13 protein-coding genes are annotated in these 17,457 nt (G+C 66.1%); 4 read left to right on the forward strand and 9 right to left on the reverse strand.

Features of this window, described 5'->3' with window-relative positions; translation table 11 throughout:
• The first annotated feature begins 16 nt into the window (after nucleotides 1-16).
• Nucleotides 17-4,918 carry an alpha-2-macroglobulin gene (locus tag CAG44_RS25940; protein WP_085591921.1) on the forward strand — a complete coding sequence of 1,634 codons (4,902 nt, stop codon included), beginning with the start codon at nucleotides 17-19 and terminating at the stop codon, nucleotides 4,916-4,918.
• A 133-nt stretch (nucleotides 4,919-5,051) separates the two neighbouring features.
• Here the strand turns inward: CAG44_RS25940 and CAG44_RS25945 are convergent, their stop codons facing one another.
• Entirely contained in the window at nucleotides 5,052-5,345 is a 294-nt protein-coding gene (locus tag CAG44_RS25945; RefSeq protein WP_025337571.1) for a hypothetical protein, read from the reverse strand.
• Nucleotides 5,346-5,422: 77 nt separating this feature from the next.
• Between CAG44_RS25945 and pbpC the strand changes: the two genes are divergently transcribed.
• Together pbpC and CAG44_RS25955 are read left to right on the forward strand one after the other, a co-directional pair.
• Nucleotides 5,423-7,777: a peptidoglycan glycosyltransferase PbpC gene (pbpC, locus tag CAG44_RS25950; protein ID WP_085693325.1), complete on the forward strand. Its 2,355-nt coding sequence runs from the start codon at nucleotides 5,423-5,425 to the stop codon at nucleotides 7,775-7,777.
• A 213-nt stretch (nucleotides 7,778-7,990) separates the two neighbouring features.
• Nucleotides 7,991-9,655 (forward strand): ShlB/FhaC/HecB family hemolysin secretion/activation protein, encoded by a 1,665-nt coding sequence (locus tag CAG44_RS25955; RefSeq protein ID WP_085693327.1) that lies wholly within the window; start codon nucleotides 7,991-7,993, stop codon nucleotides 9,653-9,655.
• A 143-nt stretch (nucleotides 9,656-9,798) separates the two neighbouring features.
• Here CAG44_RS25955 and CAG44_RS25965 read toward each other — a convergent pair whose 3' ends face one another.
• The 8 genes from CAG44_RS25965 to CAG44_RS26005 form a co-directional block, all read right to left on the reverse strand.
• The gene (locus CAG44_RS25965) at nucleotides 9,799-10,575 is read right to left on the reverse strand and encodes a response regulator transcription factor (protein WP_085693329.1); all 777 of its coding nucleotides are present in this window, start codon (nucleotides 10,573-10,575) and stop codon (nucleotides 9,799-9,801) included.
• Between the two features lie 119 nt (nucleotides 10,576-10,694).
• A complete protein-coding gene (locus CAG44_RS25970; protein WP_075044498.1) occupies nucleotides 10,695-11,165 on the reverse strand; it encodes a prepilin peptidase in 471 nt (156 codons plus the stop codon).
• A 279-nt stretch (nucleotides 11,166-11,444) separates the two neighbouring features.
• Nucleotides 11,445-12,014 (reverse strand): DUF4136 domain-containing protein, encoded by a 570-nt coding sequence (locus CAG44_RS25980; protein ID WP_025337576.1) that lies wholly within the window; start codon nucleotides 12,012-12,014, stop codon nucleotides 11,445-11,447.
• Nucleotides 12,015-12,033: 19 nt separating this feature from the next.
• Entirely contained in the window at nucleotides 12,034-12,669 is a 636-nt protein-coding gene (locus CAG44_RS25985) for a DUF4136 domain-containing protein (RefSeq protein ID WP_025337577.1), read from the reverse strand.
• A 21-nt stretch (nucleotides 12,670-12,690) separates the two neighbouring features.
• On the reverse strand, nucleotides 12,691-13,440 hold the full coding sequence (locus CAG44_RS25990; protein ID WP_015268825.1) for a methyltransferase domain-containing protein: 750 nt from the start codon (nucleotides 13,438-13,440) through the stop codon (nucleotides 12,691-12,693).
• Nucleotides 13,437-13,742, reverse strand: coding sequence for a MazG-like family protein (locus CAG44_RS25995; protein WP_013970728.1), 306 nt, complete (start codon nucleotides 13,740-13,742; stop codon nucleotides 13,437-13,439). The genes CAG44_RS25990 and CAG44_RS25995 overlap by 4 nt, the downstream gene beginning before the upstream one ends.
• A 157-nt stretch (nucleotides 13,743-13,899) precedes the next feature.
• Nucleotides 13,900-14,751 (reverse strand): MaoC/PaaZ C-terminal domain-containing protein, encoded by an 852-nt coding sequence (locus CAG44_RS26000; protein ID WP_085693333.1) that lies wholly within the window; start codon nucleotides 14,749-14,751, stop codon nucleotides 13,900-13,902.
• A 2-nt stretch (nucleotides 14,752-14,753) separates the two neighbouring features.
• On the reverse strand, nucleotides 14,754-16,106 hold the full coding sequence (locus tag CAG44_RS26005) for a 3-oxoacyl-ACP reductase (protein WP_025337579.1): 1,353 nt from the start codon (nucleotides 16,104-16,106) through the stop codon (nucleotides 14,754-14,756).
• Between the two features lie 118 nt (nucleotides 16,107-16,224).
• Between CAG44_RS26005 and CAG44_RS26010 the strand changes: the two genes are divergently transcribed.
• On the forward strand, nucleotides 16,225-17,457 hold a 1,233-nt coding region (locus tag CAG44_RS26010), incomplete at its 3' end, for an acetyl-CoA C-acetyltransferase (RefSeq protein WP_085591907.1).

The following is a 17,457-nucleotide window of genomic DNA, read 5'->3' on the forward strand; positions in this document are numbered from 1 at the left end:
CTAAGAGTTCTACTCCATGTTCAACAAAGGATTGTTGCTGGCCTGCGCGCTGGCCTTGCTCAGTGCCTGTGACTCTTCGACGCCGGACAAGCCGGCGCCATCCGAAAAGCCGGCGGCCACAGCGCCCGCTGCCACCCCGGCACCCCAACGCGAAGACCCGGCCGTACTCGCCAAACGCTACGAGGGCCGCGAGCTGACGGTGCTGGATGTTTCCGAAGTGCAGCTCGATGGCGCCGCGACGCTGTCGATAAGCTTCTCCGCGCCGCTGGATGCCAAGCAGGACTTCGCCAGCAAAGTGCACCTGGTCGACACCGTCAAAGGCAAGCTCGACGGCGCCTGGGAGCTCTCCGACAACCAGATGGAGCTGCGCCTGCGCCACCTGGAGCCGCAGCGCAAGCTGGTGCTGACCGTCGACAAGGGCCTGCTGGCGGTCAATGGCAAGCAACTGGACAGCGAGTCGATCAGCCGCCTGGAAACCCGCGACATGCAGCCGACCATCGGCTTCGCCAGCCGCGGTTCGCTGCTGCCCACGCGCCTGGCCGAGGGCCTGCCGGTGATCGCCCTCAACGTCGACAAGGTCGATGTCGAGTTCTTCCGCGTGAAGCCGGACATGCTCTCGACCTTCCTGGTCAACTGGGGGCGCAACAGCAGCCTGTACTACTACCAGTCCAAGGAAACCCTGGACATGGCCGAGCTGGTCTACAGCGGCCGCTTCGACCTCAACCCCGCACGCAACACCCGCGAGACCGTGCTGCTGCCGATCGCCGGCATCAAGCCGCTGCAGGAGCCAGGCGTGTACCTGGCGGTGATGCGAGCCTCGGGCACCTACGACTACTCGCAACCAGCGACCCTGTTCACTCTTAGCGACATCGGTGTGTCCGCGCATCGCTACCGCGACCGCCTCGATGTGTTCGCCCAGGCCCTGGAAGGTGGCAAGGCGATGAGCGGCGTGAACCTGGAAATCCATGACGACAAGGGCAAGCTGCTGGCCCAGGCCAGCACCGATGGCGATGGCCACGCCCAGCTGCCGATCACGCCCAAGGCCGACACCCTGATCGCCACCCAGGGTGTGCACACCACCCTGCTGCGCCTGAGCAGCGCGGCGCTGGACCTGGCCGAGTTCGACATCACCGGCCCGCAGGCCAACCCGCTGCAGTTCTTCATCTTTGGCCCGCGTGACCTGTATCGCCCTGGTGAAACGGTGTTGCTCAACGGCCTGCTGCGTGACCAGGACGGCAAGCCGGTCAAGGTGCAGCCAGTGAGCGTGGAAGTGCGTCGCCCGGATGAGCAGGTCAGCCGCAAGTTCGTCTGGGAAGCCGACGGCAATGGCCTGTACCAGTACCAGCTGCAGCTGGCCAGCGAGGCCCCGACCGGGCGCTGGCAACTGCTGCTCGACCTGGGCGGCGGGCGCAAGCAGGTGTACGAATTCCTCGTCGAAGATTTCCTGCCCGAGCGCCTGGCGCTGGAACTCAAGGGCAGCAGCAAACCGTTGTCTCCGGATCAGGATGCACGCATCCAGGTCAATGGCCGTTACCTCTACGGCGCCCCGGCTGCCGGCAACCGCCTGAGCGGCCAGGCCTATGTTCGCCCGCTGCGCGAGGCGGTACCGGCGCTGCCTGGCTACCAGTTCGGCTCGGTCACCGAAACCGAGCTGAACCAGGACCTGGAGCTGGACGAAGTCACCCTCGACCAGGCCGGCAAGGCCGTGGTCGACATCGAAAGCCGCTGGGCCGAAGCCCGCTCGCCGCTGCAACTGACCGTGCAGGCCAGCCTGCAGGAGTCCGGTGGCCGGCCGATTACCCGGCGCCTGGAACAACCCATCTGGCCGGCCGAGCGCCTGCCAGGCCTGCGTGGCCTGTTCGACGGCGAGGAAACCGACAGTGACGGGCCGGTGGAGTTCGAGTTCCTGGTGGCCGACCGCAACGGCAAGAAGCTGGCGGCCAACGACCTCAAGGTGCGGCTGGTACGCGAGCGCCGCGACTACTACTGGAACTACTCGCAGAGCGATGGCTGGAGCTACGCCTACAACGAGAAATTCCTCACCCAGAGCGAAGAGACCGTCAGCGTCAAGGCCGGCTCCACCGCCAAGCTGAGCTTCCAGGTGGAATGGGGCCCGTACCGTGTCGAGGTGGAGGATCCGGAGACGGGCCTGGTGTCCAGCGCGCGCTTCTGGGCTGGCTACCGCGCCCAGGACAACGCCGAAGGCGGCGCGGTGCGGCCGGACCAGGTCAAGCTGGCGCTGGACAAACCGGCCTACGCCGACGGCGCTACCGCCAAGGTCACCGTCACCCCGCCCGCAGCCGGCAGTGGCTACCTGATGATCGAGTCCAGCGACGGCCCGCTGTGGTGGCAGGAGATCGACGTGCCCGCCGAGGGCAAGACGTTCGATGTGCAACTGGACAAGCAGTGGGCACGCCATGACCTGTACATCAGCGCGCTGGTGATCCGCCCGGGTGAGCGCAAGGCCAACGCCACGCCGAAACGCGCGGTGGGCGTGCTGCACCTGCCGCTGAACCGCGCCGAGCGCAAGCTGGCGGTGAGCCTGCAGGCGCCGGAGAAAATGCGCCCGAAACAGCCGCTGACCGTGAAGGTCAAGGCTGCAAATGCCGATGGCAGCGTGCCTGAACAGGTGCATGTGCTGTTGTCGGCGGTGGACGTGGGCATCCTCAACATCACCGACTTCAAGACCCCTGACCCGTTCGCCAGCCTGTTCGGGCGCAAGGCTTACGGTGCTGACCAGCTGGATATCTACGGCCAGTTGATCGAAGCCGGCCAGGGCCGCCTGGCCAGCCTGGCATTTGGTGGTGACGCGGCGATGGCCAAGGGTGGCAAGCGCCCCAACACCACGGTGACCATCGTCGCCCAGCAGAGCCTGCCGGTGACCCTGGACGACAAGGGCGAGGGCCAGGCCACGGTCGATATCCCCGACTTCAATGGCGAACTGCGGCTGATGGCCCAGGCCTGGACCGAGGAACAGTTCGGCATGGCCGAAGGCAAGACCGTGGTCGCCGCGCCGCTGATCGCCGAGCTCTCGGCGCCGCGTTTCCTGGCCGGTGGCGACCGCACCAGCCTGGCGCTGGACCTGGCCAACCTGTCGGGCCGCGCCCAGCAGCTGAACGTTGAAATCAGCACTGAAGGGCAGCTGAGCCTGGCGGCCAACGCCGTGCAGAACGTTGCCCTGGCTGAAGGTCAGCGCTCGACGCTGATGATCCCGGTACAGGCCCAGGGAGGCCTGGGGCAGGGCAAGGTGCATGTGCGGGTCACTGGTCTGCAACTGCCGAACGAGCCGACCGGCGCGTTCGAGCGCGAGTGGACGCTGGGCGTGCGCCCGGCCTACCCGGCGATGCTCAAGCACTACCGCGTGGCCTTGAAGGACCAGCCATGGACCCTGCCTGAAGCAGACCTGGCCGCCTTCGAACCCGCCGGGCTTGAAGCCAGCCTGGCCTTGTCGAGCCGGCCACCGCTGAACCTGGCCGAGCAGATCCGTGCCCTTGAAGCCTACCCCTACGGTTGCCTGGAGCAGACCACCAGCGGCCTCTACCCGTCGCTGTATGCCGATGCCGACAGCCTCAAGCGCCTGGGCATCAAGGGTGAGCCAGCCGATGTGCGCAAGCGCAAGATCGAGATGGGTATCGAGCACCTGCTGGGCATGCAGCGCTACAACGGCAGCTTCGGCCTGTGGAACTCGGACAGCGAAGAAGAATACTGGCTGACCGCCTATGTCACCGACTTCCTGCTGCGCGCCCGTGACCAAGGCTATGGTGTGCCCGCCGAAGCGCTGAAGAAGGCCAGCGAGCGCCTGCTGCGCTACCTGCAGGAGCGCAACCTGATCGAAGTCGACTACAGCGAGAACGCCGAACACACCCGCTTCGCTGTGCAGGCCTATGCGGCATTGGTGCTGTCGCGCAGCCAGCAGGCGCCGCTGGGTGCCCTGCGTGGCCTGTTCGAACGCCGTGCCGACGCCCGCTCTGGCCTGCCGCTGGTGCAACTGGCGGTGGCGCTGGACAAGATGGGCGACAAGCCGCGTGCCGAGCAGGCCCTGCAGGCAGGCCTGGGCATCAGCCGCGGTAAAGGCTGGATGGCCGACTATGGTAGCGCCCTGCGCGATCAGGCACTGATCCTGGCGCTGCTGCAGGAAAGCAACCTGGCCAGCCGCCAGGTCGACCAGCGCCTGTTCGCCCTGTCGGATGAACTGGCGGCCAACCGCTGGCTGTCGACCCAGGAGCGCAATGCGCTGTTCCTGGCCGGCCGTGGCCTGCTGGGCAAACCGGAAGGCCAGTGGCAGGCGCGCCTGGACAGCGCGGGCGAAGTGCGCGAGTTCAACAATGCCGAGGCCGGCATGAAGCTCGAAGGCCCGTTGCTGGCTTCGCCATTGAGTGTGCAGAACCAAGGCAGCGAAACGCTGTACCAGCAACTGACCTTGTCGGGTTACCCACGCCAGGCGCCTGCGGCCGGTGGCAACGGCATGCAGATCCGCCGTGAGTACCTGGGCATGAATGGCCAGCCGTTGGACCTGCACAACCTGCGCAGCGGTGACCTGGTGCTGGTGCACCTGGCGCTCAAGGCCGAAGACCGGGTGCCGGATGCGCTGGTGGTGGACTTGCTACCGGCAGGCCTGGAGCTGGAGAACCAGAACCTGGCGCAGAGTGCCGCCAGCCTGGACAACGCCAGCAGTGCGGTGAAGGAATGGCGCGAGTCGATGCAGAACGCCAGCGTGGTGCACCAGGAGTATCGCGATGACCGTTACGTCGCTGCGCTCAAGCTGGACAGCTACGGCACCACCCACCTGCTGTACCTGGCTCGGGCAGTGACCCCGGGCACCTACCGCGTGCCGCCGCCGCAGGTTGAATCGATGTACCGGCCAAACCTGCAGGCCGTGGGGGATGGGCAAGGGGAGATGACCGTAAAAGCCCGCTAGAATTGTGTCGCCTTTACCGGCCTCATCGCCGGCAAGCCAGCTCCCACAGGATGGAGCATGGCTTGAGGGCGACGCGGTCGAGGTGGGAGCTGGCTTGCCGGCGATTGGGCCGCAACGCGGCCCCCGGCCTTGTTCAGTGAATCACCCAGCTCATCACCCACAACCCCAGCAGCAGCCAGATGATCCCGAGGATGATCGAGGCGCGCATGAACGCGCGGATTGCCGAGTACAGCAGCACCAGCCCGATGATCAGGGCGAGGATGCTGAGCAGCGAGGTCTCCATGCCCAAGGTGCGCGCCAGGCCATCAATGAAATTGCCTCCGGCACTGGCCAGCAGGTTGAACAGCCCGCTCAATGCGTCGACGATGAAGCGGATCAACGACCCCAGCGCCTGGCCCAGCCACTCGAAAAAACCTTCTACATGCATAGTTGCTTCCTGATGAACGAATCGGCGATGTTGCCGTTCCCAAGCCTTTGGCCATCACCTGACCAGGTCGGTTCCCGATGCCAAGCTTAACGCGGCCGCGTACCCGTGCGGGCAGGCTGTTGCGCGCCACGGTGATCGGCATGCTGGTGCTGTTCGGCCTGTTGTGGCTGGCCGACCGCCTCTGGCCGCTGCCCATGCCCGGCGACGACCTGGCCCGCGTGGTGCTGGCCGAGGACGGCACGCCGTTGTGGCGCTTTGCCGATGCCGATGGCGTGTGGCGCTACCCGGTCAGCCCCGACGAGGTTTCGCCGCTGTATCTGCAGGCGCTGCTGACCTACGAGGACCGCTGGTTCTACAGCCACCCCGGGGTCAACCCGTTGGCCCTGGCCCGCGCTGCCTGGCTGAACCTGCGTGGCGGGCGTGTGGTGTCGGGCGGTAGCACGCTGTCGATGCAGGTCGCGCGCCTGCTCGACCCGCATGAACGCACCCTGGCCGGCAAACTGCGCCAGCTGTGGCGCACGGCGCAGCTGGAATGGCATTTGTCCAAGCGCGAAATCCTGCAGATCTACCTGGACCGCGCGCCTTTCGGCGGCACCCTACAGGGCGTGGCGGCCGCCAGTTGGGCATACCTGGGCAAGTCACCCATGCACCTGACCCCGGCCGAAGCTGCGCTGCTGGCCGTGCTGCCCCAGGCGCCCAGTCGCCTGCGCCCGGACCGCCACCCCGAACGTGCCCAGCGCGCCCGGGACAAGGTGCTGCAACGCCTGGCCGAATACCAGGTGTGGCCGGCCCAGCAAATCCGTGAGGCAGGCGAAGAACCGCTGGTGCTGGCGCCACGTCAGGAGCCGGCCCTGGCGCCGCTGCTGGCCCGGCGCCTGAACAGCGCCGATAGCCCGCCGCTGATCCGCACCACGCTCGACGCCGCGCTGCAGCGGCGCCTCGAAGACCTGCTGCTGGGCTGGCGTGCTCGGCTGCCGGAGCGCACCTCCGCCGCCATCCTGGTGGTCGATGCGCAAACCATGGCGGTGCGTGCCTACCTGGGCTCCATCGACCTGGCCGACGAGCGCCGTTTCGGGCATGTCGACATGGTGCGTTCGTTGCGCTCGCCGGGCTCCACCCTCAAGCCGTTCCTCTACGGCATGGCGCTGGATGATGGCCTGATCCATTCCGAGTCGCTGCTGCAGGATGTGCCGCGACGCTATGGCGACTATCGCCCCGGCAACTTCTCCATGGGTTTCAGCGGGCCGGTGTCGGCCAGTTCGGCGCTGGCGCTGTCGCTCAACCTGCCGGCGGTGCAGCTGCTGGAGGCCTACGGCCCGAAACGCTTTGCCGCGCAACTGCGCATGGCGGGCATGCCGCTGATACTGCCGCCCCTGGCCGAGCCCAACCTGTCGTTGATCCTGGGTGGCGCGGGCAGCCGCCTGGAGGACCTGGTGGGTGGCTACGCTGCGCTGGCGCGTGGTGGCAACAGTGCGCGGGTACGCCTGCAACCGCAGGATCCGTTGCTGGAACGGCGCCTGCTGTCACCAGGGGCTGCGTGGATCATCCGGCGTATCCTCAGCGGCCAGGCGCGCCCCGACCGCGACCCGCATGCCGAGCTGGTACAACGCCCGCAACTGGCCTGGAAAACCGGCACCAGCTACGGCTTTCGCGATGCCTGGTCGATCGGCGTGGGCCCGCGCTACCTGATCGGCGTATGGATCGGCCGCCCCGACGGCACACCGGTACCCGGCCAATTCGGGCTGGCTTCGGCGGCGCCGCTGATGCTGCAGGTGCACGATCTGCTGAGCAACCGTGACAGCCAGCGTGGCATCGGCGTGCCGGTGGAGCGGGTGCCGGCCAATGTCGGCGTGGCGGCGATCTGTTGGCCGCTGGGCCAGCCGATGAACAAACAGGACCGCAACTGCCGCCGTCAGCGTTTCGCCTGGACCCTGGACGGCACTACCCCGCCAACCCTGCAGGCCGCCGACCAGCCACTCGGCCTGGGCCTGCGCGAAAGCGTATGGGTCAACGACCAGGGGCTGCGCGTCGATGGCAGTTGCCCGGGCGCCAAGGCCCGAGATATCGCCCTATGGCCAGCCCCGCTGGAGCCTTGGCTGCCACGTGTGGAGCGGCGTGCGGCGCGCCTGCCGGCCATCGACCCGGCCTGCCCGCCGCAGGTGCCAGCCAGCGCGCCACCGCTTTCGATCGTGGGCGTGCGCCCGGGCGACAACCTGCGCCGCCCGGCCACCAGCAGTGAGCCGTTGCAACTGTATGTGTCGGCGCTGGGCGGCGGCGGGCGGCGCTGGTGGTTCCTCAACGGCCAGCCATTGGGCGAAACCCAGGGGCAGGACAGCCTGCTGGTGCGCTTCCAACAGGTAGGCCAGGCGGAAATCAGCGCGCTGGATGAAAGCGGCGAGACGGCGCGCGTGGCGTTCCAGGTCAGCGAGTAGCTGTTCGACGAGGGCCGAGGCAGCACCTACGCTTGCAAGTAACGGGTGTGACCGGCTGGCGCCCCTGATGCCTGTCAGTCAAGCAATTTGGGGCCGCTTTGCGGCCCTTCGCGGGCACGCCCGCTCCCACAGTTCAGGAAATGCGCGATCTTGGTGGGAGCGGGCGTGCCCGCGAAGGGCTGCAACGCAGCCCCAGGGAACATGGAGCGCCCTATGCGTCCTCTGGCCGTGCCCCTGTTGTTGCTGCCTTGGGCGCTTGCGGCCCATGCCGAACCTTTGCCGGGTTTTCTCGACAGCCATGAGTACGAACGTCGCCTGCCCGGCGCCAACCTGCCGATAGACGCCTACCGCCCGGTCAGCGCTCACCTGCAGCTGGCCGGGGCGGATGGCGACAGCCCCGCGTGGGCGCCTGCGGATACCCGGCTGGTGCTGCATAAAGTGCGCTTCGAAGGCGGCACGGTGTTCCCCTTGAGCGACCTGCGCGAACACTACCAACCGCTGATCGGGCGCCAGACCACGTTGGGCGAGCTGCAGCAGTACACCGCGCGCCTGACCCAGCGCTATCGGCAGGAAGGCTACCTGTTGTCGTACGCCTACCTGCCGCCGCAGGAGGTGGCCGATGGCCGGGTCAATGTGGTGCTGGTCGAAGGCTATATCCGTGATTACCGCGTGGACGGCGATATCGGCCCGGCCGGCGCCTATCTGCACCAACTGCTGGAGCGGCTTGCCACCGAGCGCCCGCTGACCCGGGAAACGCTGGAGCGCTACCTGGGCCTGGCCGAGCGCCTGCCGGGGGTGACGATAGAGCCGCAGCTGGCCGTGGCGCAAACCGCTGATGGTGCTGCGCGGTTGACCGTGCATGCGCAGCGCAAGCCGTTCAGCGCTGCGGTTACCGTTGCTGATGGCAACCGCGACGATGCACAGGCGCTGCTGACGGCAACCAGCCACGCCCAGACTCGCTTTGCCGAACAGATCGAGGCCAGCCTGTTGCTGCCGCCGGGGGATGACCAGGTGCATTACCAGCGCCTGGCCTACAGCCAGTACCTGGACGCGGGCGGCAGCCAGCTGCTGCTGTCGGCTTCGCGCTACCGCAGCGAGCCCGGCACGCGGATTCGTCTGGACGATGGCCGTGACATCACCCGCAAGCGCAACAGCGATCGCTATGCGATCGGCCTGCGCCAGCCGGTGATCGTCAGGCCGGATGAATGGATGGTGGTGCAGGGGCAGGTGTATTCGGTCAGTGAGCACTTCGAGGACCGGGTGGATGGGTTGCCATCGGCACGGGATTACGACACCTACGTGCGTGCGCTGTCATTCGAGGGCGACTGGCGCAAGGTGGAAGAGGGCCGTTTGCGTATCGTCAGCGCCGGGGTCTATCAGGGCCTGGATTACCTGGGGGCGCGCAGCGATGCCGACTACGATCTGGATTTTCTGCGGTTGCGGCTTTCCGGTTTGCAGAGCGACAGGCTGCTCGGTAACTGGCAGGGGGTGGTGTCTGGTGCGTTGTACTGGAGTGATGACCGCTTGCCCGACAGCGAGCGTGCGGGGTTTGGCGGGCAGAGTTTCGGCCGTGGCTACCCGCGCGACCAGGCGGACGGGGACAAGGGTTGGGGTGTGGCTTACGAGGTGAACTACAGCATGCACGCCAACTGGCTGGCGTTGCTGCAGCCCTATGTGGTGGTGGATACGGCGCAGGCCTGGCATAACCGGGGGCCTGTGGAGGATGCCCACCTTGCTTCGGCGGCGCTTGGTGTGCGGTTGGGCGATGGGCGCTTGTTCAATGTGGCGCTGGAGCTGGCCAAGCCTTTGGCGGATGTGGCACTGGACAGCCTGGGCCGCGGGCCTCGGCTGACCTTGACGCTTGGCGTTCAAATGTAAGGGGGCGCTGTGGGAGCGGGCGCGCCCGCGAAGAATCCAACGCGGAGCATGGCACCGGCTGCGCCGGTGTTCGCGGGCGCGCCCGCTCCCACAGGGGGCGCGATGGGCTGCAACGCAGCCGCCAAAATCTTGAAGCTACCTGTTTAGTGGGTAGTAAACCGCTGATGCACCGGCGACGAGCTGGGTGTCAGTGCCAGTGCCAGCTGGGTGCGGTTGTGCATGTGGGTCAGGCGCAGCACCTGCGACACATACAGCTTCACGGTGTTCTCGGTAATGCCTAGCTCACAGGCGATCTGGTAGTTGGTCTTGCCCTTGCTCACCAGGCGGGCCACCTCCAGTTGGCGCGGCGACAGCTTCTCGAACGCCGCTGGCAGCTCGCTTTCGCTTTCTTCCACATCCGTGGCACGCCGATGAGTACCTTGGCCCCGGGCTTTTTCCAAATCCTGGTAAAGCTCGTCAATCGACTCGGCCAGATCCTGCAGGCGTTGATTCAATCCGCCAAGGTCGCGGAAGTTACGCTGGCGTTCCAGCAACGCCTCTTCCTGCCGACGAATGCCTTCCAGCAGTTCATCGAGGTCCACCGGCTTCTGGTAGTAATCGGCAAAGCCTTCGCGCAGCGCGCGGATCAGGTCCTGTTTCTCGGCACGCCCGGTCAACATGATGGCTTCGAACATGCGCTGGCTGCCGTCGACCTGCTTCAGGGTGCGCATCAGTTCAACGCCATCCCGTCCCGGCATGTGCAGGTCGCAGATAAGCAGACCGATGGCTGGGTCTGCCATATAGCGCTCGATGGCTTCGTCAGCAGAATGGGCCGGTACGCAAACATAGCCCTTGGTTTCGAGGAATTCACAGAGTTGTTCGACAATGACCGGTTGGTCGTCCACCACCAAAACCTTCAACTCACTCACTTGTCTGGACACGATCCACTCCCTGTTCGTATACGGCCCTGCTCCCGGGCCAGACGCTCTGGCAGTTTAAAAATAGTCGCACCAAGCGAATATGTACAAGTTTTGTACAAGGTGTCGGACCACAGGCTGGCTCATTGGACCCATACCGCTGTCAACAGAAAGCCGGCCAGCACATAGGGGACGAACGCCTGCTTGTCACCCATTTCTTCGGTCAGGGCCTGCAAACGCTTTTTCACCTTTGGGTTGAGCAAGGTCCACAGGCGCCGGCGGGTGAGCAGCCACAGCAGCACGCTGACACCGGCGCCGATGAAGGTGCCAAGCACGTATTGCGGGCTGGTGGCCAGGGCCAGTGCGCCCATCAGCTTGACGTCATCGGCGCCGAAACGGCCGAGCATGTAACCGGGCAGCGTCAGCAGCATGACGATGGCCAGCGCCCAACCTGCATCGCTGGCATCGGCGCCGATCCAGCTGTGGCCGGTGGCGAACAGCCAGGCCAGGGCGCAGGTAGCCACGCCAAGGGTGAGCATGTTGGATATCTGGCGTTGACGCACGTCCTGTTCGGAGCACAAGGCAAGCCACAGCAGGAGAACAATGCTTTGCATTGGCAGGTCGCCCTTCCCAAATGTTGAACACATCTACCCGGTCAGTCAGGTTTCCTTAAGTGAAGATAGACGGGAACCTGCGGGGAGTGGAGCGGGAGAGGGAAAAAGGCGTGGTCGGGATGGATTTTGTCGCTGTTGAAACAGGCCTCGCAGGCGACCCTTGTGGGAGCGGGTTCACCCGCGAACACCGGCAAAGCCGGTGCCATGCACCGCGTTGTTTTCTTCGCGGGTAAACCCGCTCCCACAGGGGCTGCGGCGCCTGCATAACCGCGTTCGGTGTTACTTCCTGCTCCCCGGCGGGTAGTTGGCCAACACCTTGGTCACGGTGTTCTGGATCGCGCTGTTGCGTTCCTCGGGGCTTGGCGGGTAGTTGTTCATGATCTGCTCGGCACTGCCGCGCCACACCAGCTTGCTGTCGCGCCCATCGAACAAGTCGATCTGGATGGTGGCGACCTTGTAGTCGACGCTGCGGGTTTCGTTGTACATCGGCCCACCCCAGTAGCCGCCCCAGTAGCCCCCCCAGCCACCGCCGTAGTTGGTGGTGATCTGTTGCTGGCGCTGCTCGACGATCAGGTACGCACGCACTGTCAGGTCTGGCCGCGCGCCACTTTGCACCGGGCGCAGGCCGCGCTGGTCGAGTTGGTTTGCGACTGCCTGGCGAATGCGCTGCTCGGTCAGGTCGCTCTTGATTCGTGGGTCGTCCGGGCGGTACTGCAGGCCCGGTTCCTGCCATGCCCAGCTGCGATAGGCGGCAAAGTCACGGCTGGCATCGAAATCCTGCTGGACGTTATTGCTGGAGCAGGCGGCGAGCAATAACGCGAATGACAGTAGAACGAGACGGCGCAACATGATGGTTCTCCGTTGGATATCAACTGGGAGGATAGCCGTTGAGCGCCTTGTGCACAGAATCGCGCAGGGCGCTTTCGCGTTCACGCGGCGAGTCCTTGTCGCTGCCGCTTTCGGCGCTGGCACTCCATACCGGCTGGCCGCTGCGGGCGTCGTACAGGTCGATACGCACCACCATCACCTGCACCTCGTAGGTGCGCACGATGGGCACGCTGGCATAGCCACCATAGCCATGCCGGTAGCCGCCATAACCGACACCACCGTAGGGGTACGGGCCGTAGTAAGGGTCGTAGGCATCGTAGTCACGTACCTGGCGCAAGCGCTTTTCCAGGCGTATGTCGGCGCTGACCAGCAAGTCGCCGGGGCCGCCCCGGGCGGGACGCAGGCCATGCTGGTCCAGCGCGCCGCTGACGGCATCGGCCAGTTGCCCCGGGTCGGTATCGACCGAGCCACTGGGCAACTGGCCGTCGCGCCAACTCCAGCTACGGTAGTGCCCGTAATCACGGGCCGGTGTCGGGTAGGCACTGGCATCGAAGGTGCTGGCCGCCTGGGCAGGCGCCGGTGGTAACGGGCGACTGCTGGCCACATAGGGGTTGCTGCCCTGACAGCCAGCCAGGGCAAGCGGCAGCACGGCCAGGCACAACAGACGGTACGGCATGTATTCCTCCCGGCGGGCAGGTCAGCGGGGGCGGCAGACCCAGTGCAGGTAGCGGCCGAGCCCGGCGAAGCTGGGGTGTCGACGGTAGGCCAGTTCCATTTCCAGCAGGTCGAGCAGCTCGGCCTTGCCTTGGAATTCCTTGGGCATGTAGTCGTGGAACACCCGCACGCCACTTTCGCTTTCAACCTGCCACATAGGATCAAGTTGCGCCCTGAGCTCGCGTGGATCAAGCGGTTTTTGCGGGGTCAGGCTCTGCTTTTCACCTTCCAGCCGGTTGCTGCGCAACTTGCGGAAATGGCCCTTGAGCAGGTTGCGATAGACCAGGGCGTCGCGGTTGTAGAAGGCCAGCGACAGCCACCCGGAAGGGGCCGTGAGCTGATGCAGCACCGGCAGGATGCTTTCGGGCTCGGCCAGCCATTCGAGTACGGCGTGGCATAGCACCAGGTCGTAGGGTTCGGTCAGCTGGCCGAGCAGGTCTTGCCAGGGGGCCTGGATGAAGGTGGCCGGTTGGCCGGCTTCGGCAAAGCGCGCCCGTGCGCCGTCGAGCATCGGCGCGGCGGGTTCGGCCAGGGTCAGCTGGTGGCCGCGCTGGGCCAGCCACAAAGCCATATGACCCAACCCGGCACCGATGTCGAGGATGCGCAGCGGGCGGTCGGGCAGGGCTTCGGCCAGGTCGGCCTGCAGCACGGCCAGGCGGATGGCGCCTTTGGCGCCGCCGTAGATCTTCTCGGCAAAGCGGGTGGCCAGCTCATCGAAGTGACGGTCGTTCATCGGGCGAAGCGCCTCTCGCTGTCGGCCAGCTTGGCTCGCACTACCTGGTCCATGTCCAGGCCAAGTTCGCTGCACAGCAGCAACAGGTAGAGCACCACATCGCCGATTTCCTGGCCGGCATGGGCCAGCTTGTCGGCGGGCAGCTGGCGCGATTGGTCTTCGCTCAGCCACTGGAAGATTTCCACCAGTTCGGCCATTTCGACGCTGGCGGCCATGGCCAGGTTCTTCGGGCTGTGGAAGCCACGCCAGTCGTTGTTGTCGCGGATCTGGTGCAGGCGTTGGGTGAGTTCTTGCAGGTTCATCGGGGGTCTCCTAATGCTGCATAGCTTCTGCGCAGGCCCGATGCAAAGCAAGGGGGCCGCTATGCGGCCCAATCGCCGGCAAGCCAGCTCCCACAGGATAACTACCGGCCCAAGCCTGCGCGCCCCCTGTGGGAGCTGGCTTGCCGGCGATGAGGGCTTAAAGCCGGTCCCAGCGCCCGACCATATGCAGAACCCCTCCATGCCCATCCAGGCGCAGCTCTCCCGCAGCCCCCGCCTCACTGGCACCCAGCACCACCTCCGACGGCAACCGCACCGGTTTGCGGAAATCCACCTCGAAGGCATAGCCACTGTGCGGCAGGTGCCCGCGCAGTGCCGCCAGGGCCATGGCCTTGCTCCACATGCCATGGGCAATGGCCGTGGGGAAGCCGAACAGCCGCGCACTGGCTGCGCTGAGGTGGATCGGGTTGTAGTCCCCACAGACCTTGGCATAACGCCGGCCGATATCGCTGTCGGCGTACCAGCGGGTCGCCTCTGGCAACGCTTGCGGTTCGTCCTCGGCAGGCTCACCTGCCTCGCTTTCCAGCTTCAACCCGCGCACCAGCATGCGGCTGGTCTCGCGCCAGAGCAGGCCGATGCCGTCTTCGGCTTCGGTGACCAGGTCGAAGGTGCCGCCCTTGGCATGCGCTTGCAGATTGCCTGCATGCACCGCAATGCGCAGCCCTTCGATCCCGCCCAGTGGGCGCAGCACCTCGATGCGGTTGTGCAGGTGCACCAGGCCGAGCAGCGGGAAGGGGAAGTTTGGCGCGGTCATCAACTGCAACTGCAGCGTGAACGCCATGACATGTGGATAAGTACCTGGCAGGCGGCCATCGTCGGTAAAGTGGCACAACCGTCGATAGGCGGCCAGGTTGCCCGGCTGGACGCGGATGAAGCAGCGCAGGCCGTCGTCCGGCAGCTGGTCGCCGCTGATGCTGCGCTTGCTGGCCGCGCGCAGGTACAGGCTGGCGCGCGAAGCCGGGCTGTGCAGGTCGTGCCAGTGTCGGCTCATGTTCAGGCCCCCATCAAGGCCTGGCCGCATACCCGCAGCACCTGGCCGTTGACTGCACCGGAGCCCGGCTGGCTGAGCCAGGCGATGGCTTCGGCGACATCCTGCGGGCGGCCGCCCTGGCCAAGCGAACTCAAGCGTCGCCCGGCCTCGCGCAGGCCCATGGGCATGGCGGCGGTCATGTGGGTTTCGATGAAACCGGGTGCCACGGCATTGATGCTGCCGCCGCGCTCGGCGAGCCGGGGCGCCCACGCCTGGGCCAGGCCGATCAGCCCGGCCTTGCTCGCGGCATAGTTGGCCTGCCCGCGGTTGCCGGCAATGCCGCTGACCGAGGCCAGCAGGGTGATACGCGCGTTTTCACCCAGGGCGCCGTTGTCGTACAGCGCCTGGGTCAGCACCTGCGGTGCCTTGAGATTGACCGCCAGCACCGCGTCCCAGTATTCCGGGGTCATGTTGGCCAGGGTCTTGTCGCGGGTGATACCGGCGTTGTGCACCACGATGTCGATGCCGTCGGGCAGGGCTGCAAGCAGTTGCGTTGCCGCGTCGCCGGCGCAGATGTCCAGGGGCAGCGCCTTGCCGCCCAGGCGTGCGGCCAGGGCGTCGAGGTCCTGGCTGGCTTGCGGCACATCCAGCAGCAGTACGTCGGCACCGTCCCGGGCCAGGGTTTCGGCAATGGCGGCGCCGATGCCGCGCGCGGCACCGGTTACCAGGGCGCGGCGCCCAGCCAGCGGCCGGGTCCAGTCCTCGACCTGGCTGGCGCAGGCATGCAGGCGCAGCACCTGGCCGGAGATGAAGGCGCTTTTGGGCGAGAGGAAGAAGCGCAGGGCACCTTCCAGCTGGTCTTCCGCGCCGGGCCCGACATACAGCAACTGCGCGGTCGCACCGTTGCGCAGCTCCTTGGCCAGCGAGCGGCTGAAGCCTTCCAGGGCCCGTTGGGCAATGCTGGCCAACGGGTCGTCGAGGCTTTCTGGCGCGCGGCCCAGCACCACCACATGGGCGCACGGCGCCAGGCTGCGCAGCAGTGGCTGGAAAAATTCGCGCAACTGCTTCAACGCGTCGCTGTCGGACAGGTGACTGGCATCGAATACCACGGCCTTGATCTTCGGCCCCAGGCCAGCCACCCACGCTTCGGCCTGGAGGTTGTCGGTATTGAAGCTGTAAAGCGTGTCGGTCAGGCGCGGGGCAATGGCTTCGACCTGGCTCGCCAGTGGCCCGCCACCCAGTACCAGGGCACCCTCGACCGGGCGCAGGCGGCCGGCCTGCCAGCGCTCCAGCGGCGCCGGGCGTGGCAGGCCAAGGGCATCCACAAGACGGCGGCCTAGGTTGGAGTTGGCAAAGCCGAGGTAGCGATCGCTCATGAGTGGGTCTCCCGGAAGGCAAGCTTGAAAGTGTGGACCAACTTTGTGGCAAGGTCGTTCGAGTGCGGTAAAAACACCTAGGCTGTACGGATCAAATTGTTTCAGGAGGAACAAGCGCATGCGTTCACTTCGCCGGGTCGCGATCCTGGGCGGCAACCGAATTCCCTTCGCCCGCTCCAATGGCGCCTACGCCACGGCCAGTAACCAGGCGATGCTCACCGTCGCCCTCGAAGGGCTGATCGAACGCTACCGCTTGCATGGGTTGCGCATGGGGGAAGTGGTGGCCGGTGCGGTGCTCAAGCACTCGCGTGACATGAACCTGACCCGTGAGTGCGTGCTGGGCTCGCGGCTGTCGCCGCAGACGCCGGCCTACGACATCCAGCAAGCCTGCGGCACCGGGCTGGAGGCAGCGCTGCTGGTGGCCAACAAGATTGCCCTGGGGCAGATCGACTGCGGCATTGCCGGCGGCGTGGACACCACCTCCGATGCGCCGATTGCGGTCAACGAAGGCCTGCGCCACATCTTGCTGCAGGCCAACCGTGGCAAAAGCCTGGGCGAGCGGCTCAAGCCATTCCTCAAGCTGCGCCCTCACCACCTGAAACCCGAATTGCCGCGCAACGGCGAGCCGCGCACCGGGTTGTCGATGGGCGAGCATTGCGAACGCATGGCCCAGGCCTGGCGCATTGGCCGTGCCGAACAGGACGAGTTGGCGCTGCTCAGCCACCAGGCGCTGGCTGCCGCGTACGCCGAAGGGTGGCAGGATGACCTGCTGACGCCGTTTTTGTCGTTGACCCGTGATAACAACCTGCGCCCCGACCTGACCCTGGAGCAACTGGCCAGGCTCAAGCCGGCCTTCGATCGCAGCGGGCAGGGCACGCTGACGGCGGGCAATTCCACACCGCTGACCGATGGTGCTTCGCTGGTGTTGCTGGGCAGCGAGGAATGGGCCGAGCAGCAGGGGCTGTCGGTGCTGGCCTATCTGGTCGATGGCGAAACCGCTGCAGTGGATTTCGTCACTGGTCGCGAAGGCTTGCTGATGGCGCCGGTGTATGCGGTGCCGCGGCTGCTGGCGCGCAATGGCCTGACGCTGCAGGACTTTGACTATTACGAGATTCACGAAGCCTTTGCTGCCCAGGTGCTGTGCACGCTCAAGGCCTGGGAAGATGCCGATTATTGCCGTGAGCGGTTGGGGCTGGATGCGCCGCTCGGGGCGATCGACCGCAGCAAGCTCAACGTCAAGGGCAGTTCGCTGGCGGCCGGGCACCCGTTTGCCGCGACCGGGGGGCGGATATTGGCCAACCTGGCCAAGTTGCTGGCGAGGGCGGGGAAGGGGCGGGGGTTGATTTCGATC

Source organism: Pseudomonas sp. B13(2017), assembly GCF_002113245.1.
Lineage (GTDB): Bacteria > Pseudomonadota > Gammaproteobacteria > Pseudomonadales > Pseudomonadaceae > Aquipseudomonas > Aquipseudomonas putida_Z.

Bases quoted from the DNA above. Each gene is read 5' to 3' on its own strand.
- CAG44_RS25940 (WP_085591921.1), top strand. From the start codon at position 17: ATGTTCAACAAAGGATTGTTGCTGGCCTGCGCGCTGGCCTTGCTCAGT.
- CAG44_RS25945 (WP_025337571.1), bottom strand. From the start codon at position 5,345: ATGCATGTAGAAGGTTTTTTCGAGTGGCTGGGCCAGGCGCTGGGGTCG.
- pbpC (WP_085693325.1), top strand. From the start codon at position 5,423: ATGCCAAGCTTAACGCGGCCGCGTACCCGTGCGGGCAGGCTGTTGCGC.
- CAG44_RS25955 (WP_085693327.1), top strand. From the start codon at position 7,991: ATGCGTCCTCTGGCCGTGCCCCTGTTGTTGCTGCCTTGGGCGCTTGCG.
- CAG44_RS25970 (WP_075044498.1), bottom strand. From the start codon at position 11,165: ATGCAAAGCATTGTTCTCCTGCTGTGGCTTGCCTTGTGCTCCGAACAG.
- CAG44_RS25980 (WP_025337576.1), bottom strand. From the start codon at position 12,014: ATGTTGCGCCGTCTCGTTCTACTGTCATTCGCGTTATTGCTCGCCGCC.
- CAG44_RS25985 (WP_025337577.1), bottom strand. From the start codon at position 12,669: ATGCCGTACCGTCTGTTGTGCCTGGCCGTGCTGCCGCTTGCCCTGGCT.
- CAG44_RS25990 (WP_015268825.1), bottom strand. From the start codon at position 13,440: ATGAACGACCGTCACTTCGATGAGCTGGCCACCCGCTTTGCCGAGAAG.
- CAG44_RS25995 (WP_013970728.1), bottom strand. From the start codon at position 13,742: ATGAACCTGCAAGAACTCACCCAACGCCTGCACCAGATCCGCGACAAC.
- CAG44_RS26000 (WP_085693333.1), bottom strand. From the start codon at position 14,751: ATGAGCCGACACTGGCACGACCTGCACAGCCCGGCTTCGCGCGCCAGC.
- CAG44_RS26005 (WP_025337579.1), bottom strand. From the start codon at position 16,106: ATGAGCGATCGCTACCTCGGCTTTGCCAACTCCAACCTAGGCCGCCGT.